The organism is Elioraea rosea, from assembly GCF_007644105.1.
GTDB classification, from domain to species: Bacteria; Pseudomonadota; Alphaproteobacteria; order Acetobacterales; family Acetobacteraceae; genus Elioraea_A; species Elioraea_A rosea.
This window is the reverse complement of record NZ_VFAC01000037.1, coordinates 15,809-37,925: the sequence shown is the minus strand read 5'-3', so window position 1 is coordinate 37,925 and position 22,117 is coordinate 15,809. Positions and strand designations below refer to the sequence as shown.

Annotated in this window: 18 protein-coding genes; 7 read left to right on the top strand and 11 right to left on the bottom strand. The window is 70.5% G+C overall.

The features are described from left to right. From FIF60_RS17750 to FIF60_RS17740, 3 genes are all read right to left on the bottom strand, one after another. Positions 1–1,631: pentapeptide repeat-containing protein (locus FIF60_RS17750; RefSeq protein ID WP_144299626.1), on the bottom strand; the 1,631-nt coding region annotated here is incomplete at its 3' end. Positions 1,632–1,733: 102 nt separating this feature from the next. Further along, the gene (locus tag FIF60_RS17745; RefSeq protein WP_144299625.1) at positions 1,734–3,722 is read right to left on the bottom strand and encodes a pentapeptide repeat-containing protein; all 1,989 of its coding nucleotides are present in this window, start codon (positions 3,720–3,722) and stop codon (positions 1,734–1,736) included. Positions 3,723–3,789: 67 nt separating this feature from the next. Beyond that, positions 3,790–5,877: a thioredoxin domain-containing protein gene (locus FIF60_RS17740; RefSeq protein ID WP_144299624.1), complete on the bottom strand. Its 2,088-nt coding sequence runs from the start codon at positions 5,875–5,877 to the stop codon at positions 3,790–3,792. Between the two features lie 86 nt (positions 5,878–5,963). On the opposite strand from FIF60_RS17740, the gene FIF60_RS17735 reads away from it, so the two are divergent. From FIF60_RS17735 to FIF60_RS17710, 6 genes are read left to right on the top strand one after another with little or no spacing between them, the layout of a single operon-like run. Beyond that, entirely contained in the window at positions 5,964–6,410 is a 447-nt protein-coding gene (locus FIF60_RS17735) for a (2Fe-2S) ferredoxin domain-containing protein (protein WP_239451698.1), read from the top strand. After that, positions 6,385–7,755 (top strand): tRNA uridine-5-carboxymethylaminomethyl(34) synthesis GTPase MnmE, encoded by a 1,371-nt coding sequence (mnmE, locus tag FIF60_RS17730; protein ID WP_239451697.1) that lies wholly within the window; start codon positions 6,385–6,387, stop codon positions 7,753–7,755. Before FIF60_RS17735 ends, mnmE begins: the two co-directional genes overlap by 26 nt. Before the next feature lie 59 nt (positions 7,756–7,814). Then, entirely contained in the window at positions 7,815–9,674 is a 1,860-nt protein-coding gene (mnmG, locus tag FIF60_RS17725) for a tRNA uridine-5-carboxymethylaminomethyl(34) synthesis enzyme MnmG (protein WP_144299623.1), read from the top strand. A gap of 12 nt (positions 9,675–9,686) precedes the next feature. Further along, complete coding sequence (gene rsmG, locus FIF60_RS17720; RefSeq protein ID WP_144299622.1) at positions 9,687–10,274, top strand: 16S rRNA (guanine(527)-N(7))-methyltransferase RsmG; 588 nt, start codon at positions 9,687–9,689, stop codon at positions 10,272–10,274. Further along, on the top strand, positions 10,267–11,088 hold the full coding sequence (locus FIF60_RS17715) for a ParA family protein (RefSeq protein ID WP_144299621.1): 822 nt from the start codon (positions 10,267–10,269) through the stop codon (positions 11,086–11,088). The genes rsmG and FIF60_RS17715 overlap by 8 nt, the downstream gene beginning before the upstream one ends. Then, complete coding sequence (locus FIF60_RS17710; RefSeq protein ID WP_144299620.1) at positions 11,085–12,005, top strand: ParB/RepB/Spo0J family partition protein; 921 nt, start codon at positions 11,085–11,087, stop codon at positions 12,003–12,005. Before FIF60_RS17715 ends, FIF60_RS17710 begins: the two co-directional genes overlap by 4 nt. Positions 12,006–12,019: 14 nt before the next feature. On the opposite strand, the gene FIF60_RS17705 is transcribed toward FIF60_RS17710, so the two are convergent. Genes FIF60_RS17705 through FIF60_RS17695 form a run of 3 tightly spaced genes read right to left on the bottom strand, consistent with a single transcriptional unit; the run spans position 12,020 to position 14,687 of the window. Continuing rightward, positions 12,020–13,000 (bottom strand): Bug family tripartite tricarboxylate transporter substrate binding protein, encoded by a 981-nt coding sequence (locus tag FIF60_RS17705; RefSeq protein ID WP_144299619.1) that lies wholly within the window; start codon positions 12,998–13,000, stop codon positions 12,020–12,022. Next, positions 13,000–13,950 (bottom strand): tripartite tricarboxylate transporter substrate binding protein, encoded by a 951-nt coding sequence (locus FIF60_RS17700; protein WP_144299618.1) that lies wholly within the window; start codon positions 13,948–13,950, stop codon positions 13,000–13,002. Before FIF60_RS17700 ends, FIF60_RS17705 begins: the two co-directional genes overlap by 1 nt. A 47-nt stretch (positions 13,951–13,997) precedes the next feature. After that, positions 13,998–14,687, bottom strand: a complete 690-nt coding sequence (locus tag FIF60_RS17695) for a GntR family transcriptional regulator (protein ID WP_144299617.1) — start codon at positions 14,685–14,687, stop codon at positions 13,998–14,000. A gap of 89 nt (positions 14,688–14,776) precedes the next feature. Here FIF60_RS17695 and FIF60_RS17690 point away from each other — a divergent pair, with 89 nt between their 5' ends. Then, positions 14,777–15,949 (top strand): mandelate racemase/muconate lactonizing enzyme family protein, encoded by a 1,173-nt coding sequence (locus FIF60_RS17690; protein ID WP_144299616.1) that lies wholly within the window; start codon positions 14,777–14,779, stop codon positions 15,947–15,949. A 73-nt stretch (positions 15,950–16,022) separates the two neighbouring features. On the opposite strand, the gene FIF60_RS21960 is transcribed toward FIF60_RS17690, so the two are convergent. From FIF60_RS21960 to FIF60_RS17665, 5 genes are all read right to left on the bottom strand, one after another. Beyond that, positions 16,023–16,547 (bottom strand): hypothetical protein, encoded by a 525-nt coding sequence (locus FIF60_RS21960; RefSeq protein WP_204251240.1) that lies wholly within the window; start codon positions 16,545–16,547, stop codon positions 16,023–16,025. Positions 16,548–16,593: 46 nt separating this feature from the next. After that, positions 16,594–17,556 (bottom strand): ATP-grasp domain-containing protein, encoded by a 963-nt coding sequence (locus FIF60_RS17680; RefSeq protein WP_144299615.1) that lies wholly within the window; start codon positions 17,554–17,556, stop codon positions 16,594–16,596. Continuing rightward, positions 17,553–18,437: an ATP-grasp domain-containing protein gene (locus FIF60_RS17675; RefSeq protein WP_144299614.1), complete on the bottom strand. Its 885-nt coding sequence runs from the start codon at positions 18,435–18,437 to the stop codon at positions 17,553–17,555. Before FIF60_RS17675 ends, FIF60_RS17680 begins: the two co-directional genes overlap by 4 nt. 230 nt (positions 18,438–18,667) lie before the next feature. Beyond that, complete coding sequence (locus tag FIF60_RS17670; RefSeq protein WP_144299613.1) at positions 18,668–20,410, bottom strand: GMC family oxidoreductase; 1,743 nt, start codon at positions 20,408–20,410, stop codon at positions 18,668–18,670. Positions 20,411–20,420: 10 nt separating this feature from the next. Further along, complete coding sequence (locus FIF60_RS17665) at positions 20,421–22,010, bottom strand: ABC transporter substrate-binding protein (protein WP_144299612.1); 1,590 nt, start codon at positions 22,008–22,010, stop codon at positions 20,421–20,423. Positions 22,011–22,117 lie beyond the last annotated feature (107 nt).

Genomic DNA, 22,117 nt, shown 5'->3' with positions numbered 1-22,117 from the left:
ACCGCGCGCGGGTCGGGCGCGGCGAGTGCGGCGAGCGCGGCGTGGCGCATGTCGAGGCCTGGGTCGTCCGCGCTGCCGGCCGTCAGGGCGGAGAGGCGGCGCACCGCGGCGGTCCGGCTGTCGGGATCGGCGATCGCGGCGAGCCAGGCCGACACCGCGCTGTCCCACGGGCTCGCATCGATCGTTGCGCCGGCGGGGTTCCAGCCCGCCGGCAGCTCGGCGATGTGAAGGTTCCTGCCATCCGCGTCGCCCAGGCGCGCGCCGAACGCATCGGCGCGCCACGCCTGCACGAAGCGGAGGTCCGCGCCGCGAAGGTCGGCGGAGATCAGCGACGCACCCTGCAGCTTCGCGCCGGTGAGGAACGCACCGCGCAGCGTCGCGCCAACGAGCGAGGCGCCTTCGAGCGAGGCATTGGCCAGCGTCGCCGCATGAAGTCGCGCGTCGTCGAGCACCGCGGCGGCGAGTGTTGCGCCATCCAGCCCCGCGCCCTCGAGCCTCGCGCCGCGAAGGCTCGCGCCCGTCAGCGAGGCGCCGTGCATCGCGGCGTCACGCAGCACCGCGCCGTCCAGCACCGCGCCCTCGAGATGCGCACCCAACAGGAAGGCGCCATGCAGCCACGCGCCATCGAGCCGCGCGCCGGCAAGGTCGGCGCGGCTGAGGTCGGCCTTGCGCAGATCGGTCGCGATCAGGATCGCGCCGCGCAGCGATCGTTCGCGTAGCACGATGGTGCGCGCCACCATCTCGCGCGCGAGCTCCGTCTCGCTCTGGCGGATCAGCTTCTCGTCTGCGAGGGAGAGAACGCGCGAGAACGGCAGAGACGGCGGGCGGTTGGTCTTCGGGTCGAGCGCACCGTCGAAGAAGAGCCTGGCGCGGAGTTCCTGTGCCACCGGCCAGGGGCGGTCGAGCGCCTCGCCGCGAACGGTCGCCACCATCAGGCAGAAGGCCAGCAAGCCGAGGCTCCCGAGCGCTGCGGCGGCCCGAGCCGCAAGGCCTGCGGGCGGCATCAGCGACCAGAGGATCAGGATGTCGATGGCGACAAGCGCGCGGTGCCAATGCGTCGTCGGAACGTCCTGGTAGGGGAGGAAGCGAAGCAGGAAGAACACGAGGAGCAGAACCGGGCCGATGACGAGCGTGATTGCCGTCATCACCCGCGCCGCGAGCGCCCTGCGGTGCAGCCGTGGCGCGGCGATGGCCTGCACCACCGCGAAGCCGTCGAGCGGGCGGACGAGGCGTTCGAGGATGGCCGAATAGGCGCCGTGCCCTGCGGCCTCCAGCGCGCGTGCTTCCTCCTCCGCCGCGCGGACGAACTCGGTCACCTTGCCGCGCAGCGCGTTCACCTGCAGCAGCGCGTAGAAGTGCAGCACCACGAAGATGGTCGGCGCGATGGCATAGTAGCCGAGCATCGGCAGGTCGATGTTCAGGATCGGAAGGCGCATCGGTGCGGCATCGAGCAGCGCGCGATGCGTCGTGGTGCCGACCGAAGCCGCAAGAAGCAGCATCAGGGTGATGAAGAAGAACCATTGCTGCGAGACTTCACGCCGCGCCGCGTCGTTCGCCGCGGCGAGAAGCTCGCCAAGGTCGGCATCAGGCGCCCGCGGCGCAGGGGCCGCGTCGGTGCGCGCGGTCGGCATCAGCCCGTCCCCTTCGATACGTGACAGTATCAAGCCGCAACCCAAACGGGAAGCGCGCTAAGCGGGCCTTCAATCGGCGGGCCCCCCCCTGTCCGCGGTGGGTCACGGAAGGCGCTCGAGCTCGTCGTTCGTCAGGCCGCGGGCGCCGGGGCAGGCGTCAGGGTCGCGGAGGGCGCGGCCGAGGCGGGCACGGTCGATCCTGTCATTGGCCGCGAAATTGCGGATGAGCCCACGCGCGAGATGGGGCGCAGTGTCCTGAGCGCAGGCGATGGCGATCAGGCTGTTCGTCCACGCCTCGATGGGCGGTGGGTTACCGGGCATGGGGTCGGGCCACGTTGCGCGCAATGACCGTTCCGTATCCTCGGCCATCTCTTGCGTCAGGATGGCGAGCCGATCCGCCGCTTCCTGGCGGAGTGGGCCATCCGGCACGCCGTCGAGCGCGGCGGCGACGAGCGCCACTGCATCGCGCGGTGGGTCGAAATTCGCTCCGCGCAGATCGGCGTGCGCAAGGTCGGCGCGCTCGGCGGTGCTGCGCCAGAGTGCAGCGGACCGGAGCGACGCGCCGCGGAGCATTGCGTCGTTGAGCGACGCGCCGTTGAGGTTCGCGTTGTCGAGCGATGCTCCGTCAAGCCGTGCGCCGATGAGTCGGGCGGCCTGGAGTTGCGCATGGTCGAGCGTCGCGCCCTCAAGTCGAGCTCCGTTGAGCCGCGCGGCCTGGAGGCGGGCAAGTTGGAGCGACGCTCCCTGGAGCTCGGCTTCGTAGAGCGACGCGCCGGTGAGCCGCGCGCCGTCAAGCGTGGCACCCCGGAGGTACGCGCCGTCGAGCGTCGCGCCCTCGAGCCGGGCGTAGTCAAGCGACGCGCCCTGAAGTTGCGCTGCTCTGAGCGACGCGGCGTGGAGATGCGCTCTCCTAAGCCACGCGCCCTGGAGCTGGGCGGAGTCGAGCCGTGCGCCCTGGAGCTGTGCGTCATCAAGCCAAGCGTCTACGAGCAGCGCGCCAGTCAGATCAGCTTTCCGCAGGTCAACACGGTAGAGGAGCGCGCCGCGCAAGTCTCGGCCACGCAACACCAACGTTCGCTGGAGGTCGGCGAAGTCGCTGTCCCTCGCCGGCACGAAGCGCTCGTCGGGGAGGAAAAGCACGCGCGAGAACAGGCTCGTCGGGCGGCCGAGAAATGGGTGGATGCGCCCGTCGAACAGCGCGCGACGGAACGCTGCGGGCAGCGGCTCGGCCTGCATGAACTCCTGGTCCTGCTGGTCCTTGTCCTGAAAGCGAGGGTCGGGCGGCGGCGCGCTGCGTCCGGTGAGCCTGTCCCAGAACACGAGGAGTGGGTCTCGGGGGCGTGTGACGGTGTAGGCCTGAACGTTGAGGAGCGCCTTATACGCGAGGCCGTCGGCCCACTCGCCGGGCACCGTTGCCAGGACCAGGGCGAAGAAGCCGACAACGATCGTGCCCGCCACCGCTGCGGCGCGCGCCAGTGCGGCGCGGGTTGACTTGCGCCGCCGGGGCCACAGCCACCACAGGAGGGCGAGATCGACCGCCAGCAGGACGCGGTGCACCCACGTTACGGCCGGGTCGTGATACGGGAGGAAGCGGATCTGGAAGAACAGCAGCAGCACCACCGGGGCGATGATCAGCGTGATCCACGCCATAGCCGCCATCGCGATGGATCGCCGCCCGGCACGACGTCCCGCCAGCATTTGCGCCACCGCGAACGAGTCGAGGCGGAGCATGACAGCATCGGGCGGCTCGCCCGCCTGCATCGCCGCGGCGAGCGCGGCCTCCACCTTGCGCGCCATCACCCGGAGCTGCGCGAGGCTGTAGAAGTGAAGGATCACGAAGATCGTGGGTGCGACGACAAAGAACCCCGAGAGTGGCAGGGCCACGTTGAAGATCGGCAACGTCACCGGCTCGGCGAGGAATAGCTTGTGGTGGGTCACGCCGCCCACCGCGACGGCGAGGTAGACCATCAGGGTAACGAAGTAGAACCACTGCGCCGCCTCGCGCTTCGCCGCGTCGTTCGCGGCGTCAAGCAGCTCCTTCAAGCCCGCCCTTGGCGGCGTCGCGTCTGGCCGAAGCGTATCGGGGGACATGGCCCCTCCCACCCACGAGCGGGAAGGCTAGCGCCGCGCGTGCCGGAAGCGCAACGAAATCGGCTGATCAGCGCCCCATTGCGGCTGCGATGGCCTCGCGCAGCGCGGTGGGCGTCGCCACCGGCAGCCCGCACACGCCGCGTGAGCAGACATGCGCGGTGGCCGATGCCGTCGCGGAAACGGTTGCGCCGGGATGGCCCGCCGGCAAAGCGCCGGCGCGGAGGGTGACGACGCCGAGCTCGGGTGTCGCGTTCGCCGTGCGCAGCAGCGCCGCCTCCTCCTGGCCCTCGCCCGCGATCACGACAGCCGCGCCGCGGTTGAGCATGTCGGAGGCGATGAGCATGCCGGCGAAGCTCCAGGGCTGCTCCGCCGCGCCGCCTGCGTAGGCCGCGAGGATCGCCTCCGCCGTCGCACGGAATGCCATGTCCCCCGTCGCGTGGAACATCATCGCGCAGGCCTCCGCCAGAATGCCGTTGCCGGAGGGAACGGCCCCGTCGGTCACGTCCTTGGCGCGCACCAGAACGTCCTTCGCGTCCTCGGCGGTGGTGAAGAACGCGCCATCGGCGTCGCCGAACAGGGCGTGGCAGGCCCCGATCCATCCGCGCGCGTGGTCCAGATACGCCGCATCGCCTGTGGCGGAGGCGAGCGCGATGGCGGCGCGCGCCATCGCCGCATGGTCGGCGAGCATGCCGGCGGGGCCGCGCACGCCGCGGCGCCAGGAATGCAGCAGCCTGCGCCCGCCGCCCTTCGTCTCGCCTGCATCCATGTGGGTTGCGACGAAGCGGAAGGCGCGCGCGGCCATGTCGATCCACTCGGGGCGGCCGAACACATGCGCGGCACGCGCGAGTGCCGCGATCATCAGCCCGTTCCAGTCAGCCAGAACCTTGTCGTCACGACCTGGCTGCACGCGCTTCTGCCGCTGCGCGAGCAAGGCAGCCCGAGCGCGAGCGAGCAGCGCGGCTGTCGCCTCGTCGTCCTCCCCCTCCTGGTGCGAACGGTTGGGAATCGCGTGTCCCTCCCAATTCCCACCCGGCCGGATGTCGTAGGCGGCGAGCACCGTCTCGATCTCGTGTCGTTCCAGTCCGGCATCGGCAAGAACCTGCGCGGCTTCCTCCGCGCTCCACACGGCGAACCTTCCCTCATGACCTTCGCTGTCTGCGTCCTGCGTGCTGGCGAACCCGGCCGAGCCGTCCCCCTGGTCCTCGGCGATCATCTCGCGCGCGAGCCAGGCGACGGTTTCCTCGGCGCGGGCCCGCCACAGCGCGTTCTCCGGCTCCTCGGCCGCGAGCAGCGAGAGAAGGTCGACGAGCTGCGCGTTGTCGTAGAGCATCTTCTCGAAATGCGGCACGAGCCACACCGCGTCGGTCGAATACCGCGCGAAACCGCCGCCGATATGGTCGTAGATGCCCCCCTGAGCCATCTTCCTGAGCGTCAGCTCCACCGCATCGCGTGCGGAACGTTCACCGGTGCGGCGCCACTCCGTCCACAGAAGGCGGAACAGGGAGGGCTGGGGGAATTTCGGTGCTCCCTGAAGCCCGCCCTCCTTCATGTCCATGCCGCGTAGCAGGGCGGCGCGCGCGGCTTCGAGATGTGCGGTTCCGATCGTTCCGCCCTCGTGCGGCTTCGAGGTGCCCATCGCCTCGAGCGCTGCCTTCAGCGAGGCTGCGTTCTGCGCCACCTTGTCGCTTTCCTCCGCGAAGGCGCGGGCGATGCCTGTGAGAACCTGGCGGAAGGAGGGGCGGCCCCAGCGTGGCTCGGGCGGGAAGTAGGTGCCGCCCCAGAACGGGCGCGCATCGGGGGTGAGGAACATCGTCAGCGGCCAGCCGCCCTGTTCGCCGAGGAGATGCAGCGCCTGCATGTAGATGGCGTCGATGTCCGGCCGCTCCTCGCGGTCGACCTTGATGTTCACGAAATGCGCGTTCATCGCCGCCGCGGTGGCTTCGTCCTCGAAGCTCTCATGCGCCATCACGTGGCACCAGTGGCAGGCGGCATACCCCACGGAAAGCAGGATGGGCCGGCCGGTGGTGCGCGCCTCCTCCAGGGCCGCGTCGTTCCACGGCCGCCAGTGCACGGGGTTGTCGGCGTGCTGCAGCAGGTAGGGGCTCGTTTCGTTGGCGAGCAGATTCGCTGCGGGCAGGCGGGGGGCGTCGTTCATGGTGGCTGTGCTCCCGGCGTCTCGCTGGGCTACCGCCCGGTCCTTGGCCCACCTACATGGGGCCTGTAGCAGCCGAGGAGAAGGCGATGGCGGACGGGACACCCGGTTTGGCTGGGCGTGCACGGGCAGGTGATCCACCGCCCTGGTTCGAGGCGCATGTCTTCGTATGCTGCAACCGCCGGCCAGACGGGCACAAGCGCGGAAGCTGCGCGGCGAAGGGAAGCGAGGGCCTGCGCGACTACATGAAGGCGCGGGCGAAGGAGCTCGGGCTTTCGGGCGTGCGCATCAACATGGCCGGGTGCCTGGATCGCTGCGAGTTCGGGCCGACGGTGGTGATCTATCCCGAGGGCGTTTGGTACAAAGTCGAAACAAAAAACGATGTCGACGAGGTCCTCGCGGCCCATCTCGTGGCCGGCGGGCGGGTGCCCCGGCTGATGCTGACGGAGCATCACGTGCCGCCGCCGAAGGAGCCGAAGCGGCAGACGGACGAGCGGACCAGGGAACAGCGTGGGGAGGAGGGCGGCGCTGCCTGACGCCGGCACCGCCCTCGGGGAGACGATCTTCGCCCTCGCGTCCGGAGCGGGGGCGGCCGGCGTCGCCGTGATCCGCGTCAGCGGCCCGGGGGCGTCACGGGCGATGGAGGCTCTGGCGGGCCTGGTTCCGGAGCCGCGGCGGGCCGTGCTGCGGACGCTGCGTCACCCCAAGTCGGGCGAGGCGATCGACCGCGCCGTGGTGCTCCGCTTCGCCGCCCCGGCGAGCTTCACCGGCGAGGAGGTGGCAGAGTTCCACGTCCATGGCGGCAGGGCGGTGATTGAGGCGGTGGCAGGCGCGCTGCTCGCCTGCGGCCCCGGGCTGCGTCCGGCCGAGCCAGGCGAGTTCTCCCGCCGTGCCTTCTTCAACGGCAAGCTCGACCTGACCGAGGCGGAAGGCATCGCCGACCTGGTGGCCGCCGAGACGGAGGCGCAGAGGCGCCAGGCTCTGGCCCAGTCGGGCGGGGCCCTGGCGCGCCAGGCGGCCGGATGGTCCGCCCGGCTTGCACGGTCGCTGGCGCTTGCCGAGGCGGCGATCGACTTCTCCGATGACGGGGTCGGGGAGGAAGCCGAGCGCGAGGCGTTGACGGACGCTGAGGGGGTTGCCGCCGAGATGGAGGCGGCGCTCGCGGGAGGGGCGTTCGCCGAGCGTGTGCGGGAGGGGTTCCGCATCGCCATCATCGGAGCGCCGAATGCAGGAAAGTCGAGCCTTCTCAACCGGTTGGCGGGAAGGGAGGCGGCGATCGTGTCCTCTCGCGCCGGCACCACCCGGGACGTGATCGAGGTGCGGATGGACCTTGGCGGCTATGCGGTGACGCTCGCCGACATGGCCGGGCTTCGCGACGCGGAGGACGAGGTCGAGGCGGAGGGGGTGAGGCGGGCGCTCGCCTGGGCGGGAGAGGCGGACGTGCTGTTGGCGGTGTTCGACGGTACGGCTCGGGAACCGGACCAGGCGACGGTGGGCGCCCTGGCGGCTAGCCGCGCGCCGTGGCTTGCCGTGTCCAGCAGGGCGGACTTGGCGCAGGTGGTGACAGCCGTCCTTGGGCGGGCGCCTCTGCCGGTCTCGTCCCGGACCGGGGATGGGATCGGCGCGCTGGGAGAGGCCCTGCTCGCCGAGATCGCGCGGCTTGGGCAGGGGTTGAGTGGCGCCACGTTGACGCGTGCCCGTCATGTCGCGGCAGTGGGGGAGGCGCGGGCCGCGATCCTCCGCGCCATGGCCGGACACGTGCCGGAGTTGCGGGCAGAGGAACTCAGGGTGGCGATGCACGTGCTCGGGCGCTTGACCGGGCGGGTGGATGTGGAAGAACTCCTCGATATCGTGTTCGGAAGCTTCTGCATCGGAAAATAGCCGGGGCGCCTCGGCTGTTTCACGTGAAACGCGGCGGCTTCCTTGTTGGAGAGGCGTTCGTGGATCGGTTCGACGTCATCGTCATCGGCGGGGGCCATGCGGGGTGTGAGGCCGCCGCTGCCGCCGCGCGCATGGGAGCGCGGGCGGCGCTGGTCACCCACAAGCCGGAGACGATCGGGGAGATGTCCTGCAATCCCGCGATCGGGGGGTTGGGAAAGGGGCATCTGGTCCGCGAGTTGGACGCGCTCGACGGGATCATGGGTCGGGCGGCGGACCTCGCGGGGATCCAGTTCCGGCTTCTGAACCGCAGCAAGGGACCGGCCGTGCAGGGGCCGCGCGCCCAGGCGGACAGGCGAGCCTATCGCAGGGCTGTCCAGGAACTGCTCGCTGGGCAGGTTCAACTCCAGATCGTCGCCGGCTCGGTCGAGGCGCTGCTTCGAGGCGAAGGCGGGGCCGTGATCGGCGTGCTCCTCGGCGACGGGCGCACGATCCTCGCCGGGGCGGTGGTCGTCACGACCGGCACGTTCCTGCGCGGGGTCATCCATGTCGGGGAAGCGAGGAGCGCGGGCGGGCGGGTCGGTGACCCGCCTTCGACCGGATTGGCCGCCTCGATCGCGTCGCTCGGCCTGCGCATGGGGCGGCTGAAGACAGGCACCCCTCCGCGCCTGGATGGGCGGACCATAGACTGGGGCCGGCTCGAGGAGCAGAGGGGGGACGAGGAGCCCGAACTGTTCAGTGCCCTCTCCACCGCTCCGGCCTTGCCGCAGCTCTCCTGCCATATCACCGCAACCACGCCGGAGACGCACGCGCTGATCCGCGCCAACCTGCACCGGGCGCCGATGTATTCCGGCCAGATCGAGAGCCGCGGCCCCCGCTACTGCCCTTCTATCGAGGACAAGGTCGCCCGGTTCGGCGACCGCGAGCGACACCAGATCTTCCTGGAACCGGAGGGGATCGACGACCCGACGGTCTACCCCAACGGGATTTCGACAAGCCTGCCGGAGGACGTTCAGCGTGCGCTGGTCGCCTCGATCCCCGGCCTGGAGCGGGCAGTGATCCTGCGCCCCGGCTACGCGATCGAGTACGACCATGTCGACCCGCGGGAGCTGGGCCCGACGCTCGAATGCCTCTCCGTGCCGCGGCTGTTCTTGGCCGGGCAGATCAACGGCACCACCGGCTATGAGGAGGCGGCCGGGCAGGGGATCCTCGCCGGCATCAACGCGGCCCTGGCCGCGGGCGGCGGCGGCGCTTTCGTGCTCGATCGGGCCGAAGCCTATATCGGCGTGATGATCGACGACCTGGTGACGCGAGGCATCACCGAGCCATACCGCATGTTCACGAGCCGCGCCGAGTATCGCCTGACGCTGCGCACCGACAATGCCGACCTGCGCCTGACGGGCCGGGGCCAGCCGGTCGGTGTGGTCGGGCCGGAAAGGGCGCAGGCCTTCTCCAGCCGCGTCGAGGCCCTCGAGGCTGCCCGAGCCCGGATGCACGCCGAGAGCCTGTCGCCCGATGAGCTCTCCCGCCTCGGAATCACGGTGAACCGCGATGGGACCCGCCGGTCGGTCATCGACCTGCTCGGCCATGGCGGCGTGTCACGCGAACTGGTCGCCGCTGCCTTCCCCTGGCTTGCGACCATCCCCCGCGCCGCTATGCGCACGCTGGAGGCCGAGGCGCTCTACGCCGGCTACCTCCAGCGGCAGGAGGCCGACATCGCCGGTCTCCGCCGCGACGAGGCGCTGGCGCTCCCGCCGGGGCTCGATTATGGCGCCATCGCCTTCCTCTCGGCCGAGATGCGCGAGACCCTCTCTCGCTCCCGTCCCGCCACGATCGGCGCCGCACTGCGCATCCCGGGGGTCACCCCCGCAGCCGTCGCCGGGCTCCTGGGCTATGTCCGCCGGCGCGATCGCGCGGCCTGACCGGCGTTTCACGTGAAACGCGACGACCTGGCCCAGCCCGTCCGCGAGGCACTGGACGCCTACATCGCCCTCCTCACCCGGTGGAACGAGCGCATCAACCTCGTCTCCCCGCGCGACCTCACCCGCCTCTGGGAACGGCATATCGACGACGCGCTGCAGCTCGCCCCGCTCATCCCCGCCAGCGCCAAGTGCCTGGCCGATCTTGGTTCCGGCGCAGGCATTCCCGGCCTGATCCTCGCCATCGCCACGGGCCTCCCCACCCACCTTGTGGAGCGCGACCAGCGCAAGGCCGCATTCCTCCGCGAAGCAGCCCGCGTCACCGCCGCCCCGGCGACCGTCCACGCCGCCGACGCAGCCACCCTGCCCCCGTTGCGGGCCGACGTCGTGACGGCCCGCGCGCTCGCCCCGCTCGCGGCCCTCCTCCCGCTCGCGGCGCGACACCTCGCCCCAGGCGGTGCCTGCCTCTTCCCGAAGGGCGCGAAGGCCGAAGCTGAATTGACCGAGGCCCGCGCCGGCTGGACAATGCGCGTCGAGCGGTTCCCGAGCCGGACCGACCCCTCCGCCACCCTCCTGCGCCTGACAGAGGTAGCGCGTGCCTGACCCCACACCGCCTCGCCCCGCGCGGCCCAGGATCATCGCGGTCGCGAACCAGAAGGGCGGCGTCGGCAAGACCACGACCGCCATCAATCTCGCAACCGCCCTCGCCGCCACCAACCAGCCGACGCTGCTGGTCGACCTCGACCCCCAGGGCAACGCCTCGACAGGCCTCGGCCTGGCGAGGACCGACCGAGGCGCGGGCTCCTACGCGCTGCTGGCCGAATCGCGCCCGCTGGCGGAGGTCACGCACGAGACCACCATCCCCCACCTCTCCCTCGTTCCGTCCGACCAGGACCTGGCGGGAGCGGAAATCGAGCTCGTCTCCCTCACCCGCCGCGAGTTCCGCCTGCGTGACGCGCTCGCCGCCGCCTCGCTTCCCGCGAACACGCTTGTGCTGATCGACTGTCCCCCCTCGCTCGGCCTGCTCACCCTCAACGCGCTGGTCGCGGCCGATGCGGTGCTGGTGCCTCTGCAATGCGAGTTCTTCGCCCTCGAGGGCATCAGCCAGCTCATGCGCACGATCGACATGGTCAAGCGCGGCTTCAACCCGTCCCTCGCGCTGCAGGGAATCGTGCTGACGATGTTTGATAAGCGAAACAATCTCTCCGATCTGGTGGCGGCCGACGTGCGCGGCTTCTTCGGCGACAAGGTGTACGAGACGGTGATTCCCCGGAACGTTCGCATCTCGGAAGCACCGAGCCACGGCAAGCCCGTGCTGCTCTACGACGTGCGGTCCTCCGGCTCGCGGGCCTATATCAGCCTGGCGAAGGAGCTTCTGAGGCGCGAGCGCGAGGCTGCGGCGGGAGCATCGGCATGAGCAAGGGCAAGGACGCGCAGCCTGCGAAGGGCAAGGATGCGCCCCCGAAACGGCTTGGCCGCGGCCTCTCCGCGCTGTTCGGCGAAGCCGCTTCGCCGCAGGCCCCGGCCGCGACGGCGGCGGAGGGAGCACCGAACGTGGCAGCGACCCAGAGCCTCTCCATCGCCGCGCTCGAGCCCTCGCCGTTCCAGCCCCGCGCGGGGATCGACCGCGAGAAGCTCGACGACCTCGTCGCCTCCATCGCCGCCAACGGCGTGCTGCAGCCGCTTCTCGTCCGCCCCCACCCGACGGCCCAGGGCCGCTACCAGATCATCGCCGGTGAGCGCCGCTGGCGCGCCGCCCAGGCGGTGCCTCTGCACGAGGTGCCGGTCCTGGTCCGCGACCTCGATGACCGCACGGCCGCGGCCGCGGCGCTCGTCGAGAACCTGCAGCGGTCCGACCTCAACGCCATCGAGGAGGCGGAAGGCTACCGACGGCTCGCCGAGGCCGAGGCGCTCGACCATGCCGAGATCGGCCGCCTTGTCGGCCGCTCGCGCAGCCACATCGCCAACACGATCCGCCTCCTGAACCTGCCGATGGTGGTGCAGACGCTCGTTCGCGAGGGCAAGCTCACGGCAGGCCACGCCCGCGCCCTTCTCGCCTCCCCCGACCCTGGCATGCTGGCCGATCGCGTGATCCGCGAGGGCCTCTCGGTGCGCCAGGCCGAGGCGCTGGCCCAGCGGCCCGACGCGGCGCGCCCCGCGAAGGCGGCACCGAGGAAGGACCCGAACGTGGAAGCGCTCGCGCGCGACCTGACGGAGCAGCTCGGGCTGAAGGTGGCGATCAGATTCGACGGCAAGCGCGGCGAGGTGCGGATTGCGTACAAGGACCTGGAGCAGCTTGATGGGTTGATCGCGGTGTTGAACAGGGTCGCGTAGGGCGCCTCCCTGCCCTACTCCAGCGTGAGGCCGAGATCGGCGATGATCGGCCGCCACCGCGTCAGCTCATCGCGGATCAGCCGCGCCATGGTTTGGCGATCCTGGAACGCGCCCATCGTGCCCCCCGCGCTGAAGACCCTCTGCACCTCGCCGTGTTCGACGGCGTATTTCAGGGACGCCTCGAGCCTGTCGAGCACCGCGGGCGGCGTGCGCGCCGGCGCGACGAATCCCTGCCATCCGCCGACGAGGACGGCCGGATAACCCTGCTCCACCGCCGTCGGCAGGTCGGGCATCAGCGGGTGGCGCTGCGGGCCGAGGAAGGCGAGCGCGCGCACGCGGCCGGCGTCGAGCATCGCCTTGCTGACGTTCACGCCATCGACCATCAGGTGAATCGAGCCGCCAAGCATGTCCTGCAGCGCCGGCGCGCTGCCGCGATAGGGGACATGCACGATGTTGAGCCCGGCGCTGCGCACGAACAGTTCGAAGCCGAGATGGGTGATGCTGCCCTGGCCGCCCGAGCCGAAATTGAGCTGCCCCGGCCGGTCCCTGGCGTACGCCACGAATTCCGGAAGCGTCCGAACCGGCAGCGTCGCCGGAACGGTGATGATCAGCCCGCCGAGCGTGACCGTCCCCAGCGGCTCGAAGTCCCGAAGCACGTCGAAGGGCAGGTTCTTGTAGAGCAGCGGGTTGATCGCGATGACCGAGTTGTTCACGTGGCAGATCGTGTAGCCGTCGGCCGGGCTGCGCGCTGTGTGCTCCAGCGCCAGGTTTCCGTTCGCGCCCCCGCGGTTCTCCACCACGATCTGCTGCCCGAGCACGTCGGGCATCCGCGCCGCAAGCGGCCGGCCGACCTGGTCGGAGCCGCCGCCGGGCGGGAAACCGATCACCATCCGAACCGGGCGCGTCGGGAACGCCTGCGCCTGCGCCGTGCCGCGCAGGATCGCCGGCGCGGCGAGCGCGGCCGCGGACGTCGAGAGGAAGGTCCGGCGGTTCATCACTGGCTCACCTTCTGCTGCGCGGTACGGATGGCGTTCGCCGTCTCCGCAATGGCTGCGTCGAGCGCGTCGCCGGCGAGCGCGTCGGCGATGTAGCCGTCCTCGAGCGCCTTCGCCTGGTACTCGGACGAGAGCACGGCCTCGCCGAGCAGCGTGATCAAGGCGTCCCGTTGCCCCGGCGGCAGGCCCGCCGGAGCGTTGACGAAGGTCATCTGCGTCATCCGACCGAAAGGATGCGCCCGGAGACCGAACTCGACGACGGTCGGCACCTGCGGCATCTGGCGCACGCGCTCCTCCTCGACCACCGCGAGTACGCGCAGCGCTCCTGCGCGGATCTGGCCGAACACGTCGTTCGGCTTGACGATGGCAAGGTCGAGATGGCCGCCCATCAACTCGGTCGCGACCCGCGAGGCACCCGGATAACCGACATAGACGAACTGGCCGCCGACCTGCTCCGCGAGGCCGGCGAGGCGCAGATGCCCGATGGTCCCGCGCGGGCCGGCGGCGCCCATCGAGGGGCCCGAGCCCTCGCGCATCGCGGCCATCACCTGCTCGAAGCCCGCGAAGCGGGAGGCGGCGCCGGTCACGATCACGAGCGGGTCGACGGCGACGCGCACGAGCGGCGTGAACTGCTCGAAGCGAAGCGGAATCTCGTTGGCGACGATCTGGCCGATCAGCCCGGATGAACCCATCCCCAACGTGCGCCCATCAGCGCGCGACTGCGCGAGGCGGCTCATGCCCACCATAGACCCGCCGCCCACGAGGTTCTCCACCACGAGCTTGTGGCCGCGCGCCTCCAGCAGCGGCTGAAGGCGGCGTGCCAGAAGGTCTGTCGCGCCGCCCGCGGCGAAGGGCACGATCATCCGGATCTCTGCCGGCAGGCCCTGGGCGAAGCCGGGGCGAGCGGCTGTCGCGGCCGCCAGAGCGGCCATCAGCGCACGTCGTTGCATGCGGTGTCTCCTCCCTCCCTTCCCGCGCGGGCTGCACCGCGCGGCTGTCACGTCGCGGCGTCTGCCTCCGCCATCGCCTGCAGCATGTCGTCGCGCGCCCCGCGGATATGCTGGTCGTGCAGCGCGCCCGCCGCCTCGGCATCGCCGCGCTCGAGCGCATCGATCAGGGCGTCGTGTTCGCGCAGCACCACCTGCAGCCGGCCGCGGCGGTATCCGAAGCGGGCGCGCAGAGCGGCGATCAGGTCGCTGTGCAGATCGAGGAGGCGGATCGCCTCGTCATTGCCGGTGGCGACCTCGACGGTGCGATGGAACGCGCGATTGAGGCGGGCAATCAGCGCGGGATCGCGGCCTGGCGCGCGGCGCATCTCCGCCTGGATGCGCCGTAGTGCGCCGATGCCGGCGGCATCGAGCAGTCCGGCAGCCTGGCGCGTGAGATACCCCTCCAGCGCCTCGCGGATGGCGAAGATGTTCCGGACGAACTGAGCATTCATGCGCCGCACCGTGGCGCCGCGGTTCGGGGCCAGCACCACAAGGCCCTCGCCCTGCAGCTGCTGCAGCGCCTCGCGCACCGGCATGTGCGAGAGCCCGTACTGGTTCGCCAGATCCTGGATCTTGAGCCGTGCGCCGGGAGCGATCCGACCAGCGAGGATATCGGCCCGCAGCCGCTCGTGTACGCGCTGGTAGACGGTGCTGCCGAACGGCAGCGCATCGGCGTCGGACGGGCGGACGATGGACACGAGGCGGCCTCCTTTCGTGCCAGCGTTGCCAATTCGCGCCGATAGAGTCAACACTCGCGTGTCGATTTGATCAAAAAAGGAGGGCGGCGATGAAGGTCACGGGCGTTCGCGTCTGGCGGACGCGGTTCAAGGCGATGAAGGAAGGTGCGGCGCACCAGGTCCTGCCCGTCGCGGTCAATACCGATGCCGGCATCACCGGTGCCGGCGAGATCGGGCTCGCCTATGGCCAGGGCGGACGCGGCGCGGCCGAAACGCTGCTCGAACTTGTCCGTGCGAGGCTCCTCGGGCGCGACCCGTTCCACACGGAACGGATCCAGGACGAGATGCGCCGCGACAGCTTCTGGGGCCACGTGCCCGGCCCGATCCTCGGCGCCGCGATCAGCGCCCTCGACGAAGCGCTTTGGGACATCAAGGGCAAGGCGCTTGGCCAGCCCATCCATTCGCTGCTCGGCGGCGCGTGCCGCGACAGGCTTCGCACCTATTGCAACGGTTGGTACCGTGGGCTTGGCCCGCCCGAGGCGTATGCCCGTGCCGCGCGGGACGTGCAGGCGCGCGGGTTCACCGCGCTGAAGTTCGACCCGATGAAGCTCGCACCGGATGGCCGAAGCTGCCACGTCACCCGCCATCTCGACCGCTCCGCCGAGGATCTTGCGGTCGCGCGCGTCGAGGCGGTGCGAGAGGCGGTGGGGCCCGGGATGGATATCCTTGTCGAACTGCACGGTAACATGTGGCCGATGGATTCCATCCGCTTCGGCAGGCGCATCGCCCATCTCCGCCCGCTCTGCATGGAGGAGGTGGCCGACGCCGAGGACGCGACGGCGGCCCGGGAGGTCGGGCTGCAGACGGGCATTGCCATCGCCGGCGGCGAAAGGCTGTCGACACCGGGCGATTTCCGCCGCCATTTCGAGGCAAAGGCCTTCGCCCTCGCCCAGCCGGACATGGGGATCGCCGGCGGCTTCACCGGGGTTCGGCAGATCGCGGCGCTGGCCGCCGCGCATGGCGTCTACATCCAGCCCCACAATTGCGGCGGCCCCATCGCGACCGCCGCCTGCGTGAACTTCTCCTTCGCCACGCCCAACGCCCTGATCCAGGAGATCTTCCCGGTCTGGCCGGAGGACGACCGGCTCGACATGGTCGACGAACCACTCGAGCGGGCGATCGTCGAAGGCCACGTTGCGCTTCCCACCCGTCCCGGCCTCGGCGTGGACCTGCGGCCCGACTATCTCGCGCGGTGCGAGCTGCTCGGCGAGGCGCGCGCATGATCCTCATGCGCCACCCGAGCGCCGTCCGCGATCGCTGAACGGAGATCGCGCAGTCGCCTCGCTGCCTGCCCCCTCACCTTCCCATGCGCTTCTGCAACTCCTCCAGCTGGTTCGCGAGCGCGCCGACTTGGCGCGTCAGCCCGGCCACGGCCTGGATCACCTGCTCGAGCCGCGGGTCGGGGCCGGGCGGGAACCGGCTGCCGGGGTCGAACACGCCGTCGCTCTCGAGCTTCTCGAGCTTCAGCTCCTTGAACTCAGGCTTCTCGAGCTTCTCCGGCTTCTCATGCTTCTCGTTCTTTTCGTGCTTCTCGTTCTTTTCGATCTTTTCCGACTTCTCCGGCTTCTCCACCTTCTCCGGCTTCAGCTCCTTCACATAGTCCTTCACCACCTCGGGGAACGGCTTGTCGAAGAAGTCCTTGATCGGCGTCTTGCCCACCTCGAACGGCGTTTTCTGGGTGAGCTGGCCGAGGATCGCGGCGAGGTCGCGCACGCGAAGCTGGTTCACCGGCATGTCGAGGTCGAGCTTCACCTCCGGCCTGTCGGCCGCGCCGACGAAGGGTTGCTTGGCCGTGTCGCTCGGCTTTTTCGGGTCAGCCATCGTCGCCTCCTGTTGAAGGATGCTGAAGGCCGGGGGCGCGCGTGCCTCAGGGCATCGCGGCCGCCCCCGCTTGCTCCCGCGCGGCGGCGGCGCCGCCGTGGAGCAACTCGGCGAGCGCAAGCGAGATCGGCTGGCCGGTCTGGCGCTCGTAGAACAGGAAACCGGGGCAGGGATTGACCTCGAAGCACACCCACTCGCCCTCCGGCGTCTCGCGAAGGTCGATGCCCGCGTGGAGGAGGTCGAGCTCGCGGGCGATGCGCCGGCACGCGGCCGCCACCGAGGCGGGAAGCTCCGCGGGCTCCATCGACACGGCGAGCCCGTCGCGGCTGGCGTAGCGATAGTCGGTCGCCTCGCTGCGCACGCGCGTGGCGAAAAGCCGCTCGCCCACCGTGTGCACCCGGACGTCCTGCCCCGGAACGAAGGCCTGGAACTGCGCGGGGCCATGACGCAGCAGATCGATCCGGCCGAGCTGTTCCGGCCCGAGGCGGCGCACGATCGAGCGCACGCCGCTGATCGACTTGTAGATCACCGCACCATGCTCCGCGTGGAAGGCGCGCGCGGCGTCGGGGTCGGTCGTCACGAGCGTCGGCGGCACGCGGAAGCCGGCACGTGCGAGAAGCAGCGCCTGGTACGGCTTGCTGTTGTTCGACATGCCGCCCCCGAGGCGGTTCACCACCGGACAGGGCAGGTCCTCGATCAGCGCCATCAGCGCGGCATCAGCCTCCCCCCGAAGCGCGGTGGCCGTCGCGCCAGGCAGGTCTGTCGGCAGCACGCGGCCCTCGGGCCCGAGGAAGCGCACATAGGCGCCGCTGATCTCCGCGAGGTCGAGCTCCCAGCCAGGCCCGCGAAGCGCACCCTCCGGCCCGCCGCCGTTCCAGTGCACGACCATTCCGTGGTCGGACGGATAGCGGCCGAGATCGAGAAGGCGGTAGGCGAACCCGCAGGCATCGAGCCTGGCGCAGACGAGCTCGGTCACCTTGTCCGCGATCCCGCCGGCGACGAGGATCATTGCGCCGCCTCCTGCACCGCGCGCGCCGGTGCCGCCAGAAGATCCGTGAGCGCATCGAGGATCGTCGCCTGCGTGCCGGCACTGAAATGCTCCAGCCGCGGCCGTGGTTCCACGAGCACGACGGCCGGGCCATTGCGGCAGGGCGCGACGGCGACCTCGAGAAAGTCGAGCCCTGTCTCGCCCGCGAGCCGGCGCAGCCCGGCCGTGAGGGCTGCCTCCTCCCGGCTCGCCGCGCCGTCCCAGATCACCTCGCCGCCCACCACGCACGCCGTGCGTGGCGCGCCATGTGGTTCGGTGAGGCAGATCGGCGTGCGCGTCTGCACCGCTGCGAGCCCCGCCCACTCGCCAGGGCCGACGAGCCAGGCCGCCTCCTGTGTCAGCGATGTGCAGATGGTGCCAGGAACTCCGGCGGCGCCGAGGTCTGCCGCGAAGCGGCGCGCCGCCTCCGCGTCATCGGTCAGCACCGTCTCGGGCGTCGGCAGGCCGCAGCGTCGAAGCAATGGGTACCAGCCGAGCAGCGGGTTGCCGTGGCGATACCAGAGCGCGGCGGAGGGGCGGTTGACGACAGGACACGGCAGCGCTGCGAGCCAGGCGAGAAGGGCTGCCTGCATCTCCGACTGCATGTAGGCGTGATCGGCCGGTTCCCAGCCGCCCGGGTCGAGCCATGGCACGTGGCGGATGAACACGCTCTCGACGCTAAGGGGCGGGCCGTCATCGAGCGCAAGCAGCGTCGTCACCCCATGCGCATCGAGGCGCCAGGTGAAGCGCGCCGGCGGCTCGAAGGGTGTCGTGAGAAGCCGTGCGTCGAGCCGACGCGCGGCGAGCCGCGAGAGCACTCCCTCGCAGCAGGCATCCCGATACTGGCTCAGCACAAGATGCATGGCCGTCCAGCCCGCGCAAAAGACGACGAGACACCCAGCGCCTCCACGAGGCGCTGCTTCTGTCATCATCCCGGCATGGCTGCCGCCGCAATTTCACCGGCGGCGAGGATTGTTTGTAACGCTACAGGAAGGACCCTGCTGCGTCAACATTGCCAGTCAGCAACGGATAGACAGAGCCACCGCGATCGCGCCACGCGTCAAGGGTCCGAGGCGATGTGCAACCGGCAGTGCTACATTGGGGCGTTCGCCCGCCCGCGCATCCCCGCCGCGATCTTCTCCGCGCTCATCAGCACCGGGACGTTGAGGTTCGCGCAGGGGATCGTCGGCATCAGCGAGGCATCGCACACCATCAGCCCGTCGAGGCCGATCACCCGCCCCGCGGGGTCGCACACGGCGAGCGGATCGTTCTCATCTCCCATCCGGCATGTGCCGCACGGGTGCCACACGCCGCCGACATGGGTGAGCAGGTGCGCGCGCAGCGCCGCATCATCCGAAAGCAGCGCATCGAGCGGCGCGGTGCCTTCCTGCGCCATCTCGAGCACCTTGCGCCTCACGTAGCCCGCGCGGTCCATCACCGGCGCGACGAGACGGGTGAGGATGTCGTTCCGCGTCGTCGGGCGAAGCAGCACCTTCACCTTCTCGGAGTAGGTGGAGGGGAACACGTCCTGCACGATGGCGGCGAGGCCTGGGTCGCGGAAGGCAGACGCCGTCATGCGGAACGCCTCGGCGAGGCGTGCGAGGTCGCGCTCGTCAGACAGCAGGCGGAAATCGACGGCTGGTGGAACCTCCGGCGAAGGCGATTGCAGCTCCAGCCATCCTTGCGAATACGACTTGTTCACCCAGGAGAACAACGAGGCGATGCGCTGCGCCACCGCGTGCCAGCCCGAGCGCGCGTTGATCGCCGTGTGCATGTCCCCCGGCACCGTGCCGTCGAGGCCGGATGACCAGCGGAGGATGGCCTGGATGTGGTAGCGATCTCCGCCCGGAAGCCGCGCCTCGGGCCGCAGGAAGGCCGAGACGCCGATCGATGGATGCTCCTGCAGGTTCCGCCCCACCCCGCGCCGCTCGGCAACGATCGGAATGCCCATCGCAGCGAGATGCCCCGCCGGGCCGATGCCGCTCCGCAACAACATCGCCGGCGACTGGAGCGCGCCCATGCTGACGATCACGCAGCCCGCGCCGACGGCCACCACTTGGCCGCCACGCCGCACGAGCGCGCCAGTGATCCGCCGGCCTTCTGCGACAAGCCGCTCGGCGCGCGCCTCGGTCCAGATCGTCAGGTTCGCGCGCCTGCGAACCGCGTCGGTGAGATACACGGTCGCAACCGAGGCGCGCCGCCCCGACGCGTCGAGATTGACGGCGATGGGAAACACGCCGTCCTCCCACGCGCCGTTCTGGTCCTCGCGGCTGGCGAAGCCTCGGCGGTTCATCACCGCCTCCGTCGCACGCACGAATCCGGCATGCTCGGTGCGCGGAATGCGGCGGATCGGGAAGGGGCCGTCCCTGCCGTGCAGCGTTGCATCGTCGCCGAACTCGGCATCGGTCTCGAGCATGCGGAAGAAGGGCAGCACGTCCTCCCACCCCCAGCCGCGCGCACCGGCCGCCTCCCACTCCGCATAGTCCCACGGCGAGCCGCGATTGGCGCCGATGCCGTTGATGCTCGAGCCGCCGCCGAGGATTCGCGCCTGCTCGTAGGGCCGTTCGGTGCGGACTGCGCTGTTGCCGTAGCCGATGCCCATGCGCACGCGCAGGCCGGGCCACGTGTAGTTCCGGTTGAAGAACGCCCGGCCGGGATAGGGCGAGGCGATCGCCGGCGGCATCGCACCTGGCCGAAGGTCCTGACCCGCCTCGACGAGAAGCACGCGGCGCGCGGGGTCCTCGCTCAGCCGGGCGGCGAGCACGCAGCCGGCCGAGCCGCCGCCGAGGATGACGACGTCGAACCGCGGCGCGTCGGCCGGAACCCCCTCGCCCATCGCGACGCCGCTACTTCTTCTCCACGTTCCAGAACACGGGCACCGGCGTCTCGAGGAAGCCGGTGATGTTGCGGCGATAGGCGACCGGCGCGAAGAACTGCCCGAGCGGAACGATGGGCACGAGCTCGGCCGCCTCGACCTGGATCTGCGCGACGATCTCGCGCCGCTTCGACGCGTCGCTCTCGCGCGCCCAGGCGTTCTTCAGTTCCTCGATCCTCGGCGAGCAGGCCCAGCCGGCGTAGGAGGCGTTCGTGCAGTTGGCGCTGAGCGCGACGCTGCCGATCGGGTTGTCGAGCTCGAACCCGTAGGACCACATCGGGAAGATGTTCCACCCGCCCTGCGCCGGCGGGTCCTGCCGGTTGCGGCGCGACATCATCGTCGCGAAGTCCATGTACTGGATGTCGACGTTCAGCCCCGCGCCGCGAAGCCGCTCGGCCGCGAGCGTGCCGAAGCCGCGGATGATCTCGTTGTCACCGGGCGCGATGATGACGATGGGCTCGCCGGAATAGCCCGCCTCGCGGAACAGGCGCTTGGCTTCCTCAGCGCGAACGTTGCGCATCCAGTCGGTGGCGGCCTGGTTCTCGTTCGCGCCGCCGCAGGCAAGGAAGCTGTAGCAGCGGCTCCAGTACCGCCCGTCCGCGCCGGCGGTCACGGCCATGTAGTCTGCCTGGTCCGTCAGCAGGGCGAGCGCGCGCCGCGCCTCGGGCTTGTCGAAGGGCGGCTGGCGATGGTTCGGGCGGAGGAAGCCGATCTGCCCGAACTTGCCATGCACGGCGACGACGATGTCGCGATTGCGCTCGAGGATGGGCAGAAGGTCGCGCGGCGGCGTCTCGTAGATGTCGAGCTCGCCCGTGCGCAGCGCGGCGATCGCGGTGGCGGAGTCCGGCATCACGATCCACTCGACGCGATCGACCTTAACGACCTTGCCGCCTGCGAAATAGTTCGCGGGCTCCGACCGCGGCCGATAGTCGCGGTTGCGCTCGTAGATCAGCCTGTCGCCCGGCCGGTAGGCCTCGCGCACGAAGCGGAACGGGCCGGAACCGATGATGTTCTCGACGGGCCGCGTCGGCTCCGTCGCCGCATCCGCAGCGCGCATGATGAAGAGGCCCGTCGCCGTCGGCTTGGCGAAGGCCTCGAACAGGAGTGGCGTGTCGACGGAGAGATGCACGGTGAAGCGCCGCCCATCGACCTCGCCGAGCCGCATGCCGAGTTCGTTCAGCTTTTGGCCGGTGGTGTCGCGGGCCGACCAGCGGCGGATCGAGGCGATGACGTCGGCTGAGGTGACCGGCGAGCCGTCATGGAAGGTCAGCCCCTCGCGCAGCGTGAAGGTCCAGCTCGCCCCGTCGGCGCCGCGCTCCGCCTTCTCGACCATTTGCGGCTGCGGTCGGAACTCGCTGTCGAGCGAGTAGAGCGTGTCGTAGACGAGGTAGCTGTGCTGGTGGGTGACGGAGAGCCAGTTCACGATCGAATCGAGCGTGCGCGGCTCGGCCGAGGCGGCGTAGCGAAGCACGGTCTGCCCCGTGGCCGGCTGCGCGAGCGCGATCAGCGCTGCGGCGGCGATGGCGAGCGAGGCGGTGCTGCGTCGTTGCGCGTTCTGCATGGCGGCGTTCCCCGTTCAGGTCGCGATACGAACCCATGCGAGCCTAGGCGCGGTGGGGGGCTACGCCAAGGGCGTTGCGCCAGCGGCACGAGGAGTGCCCTGCGAAC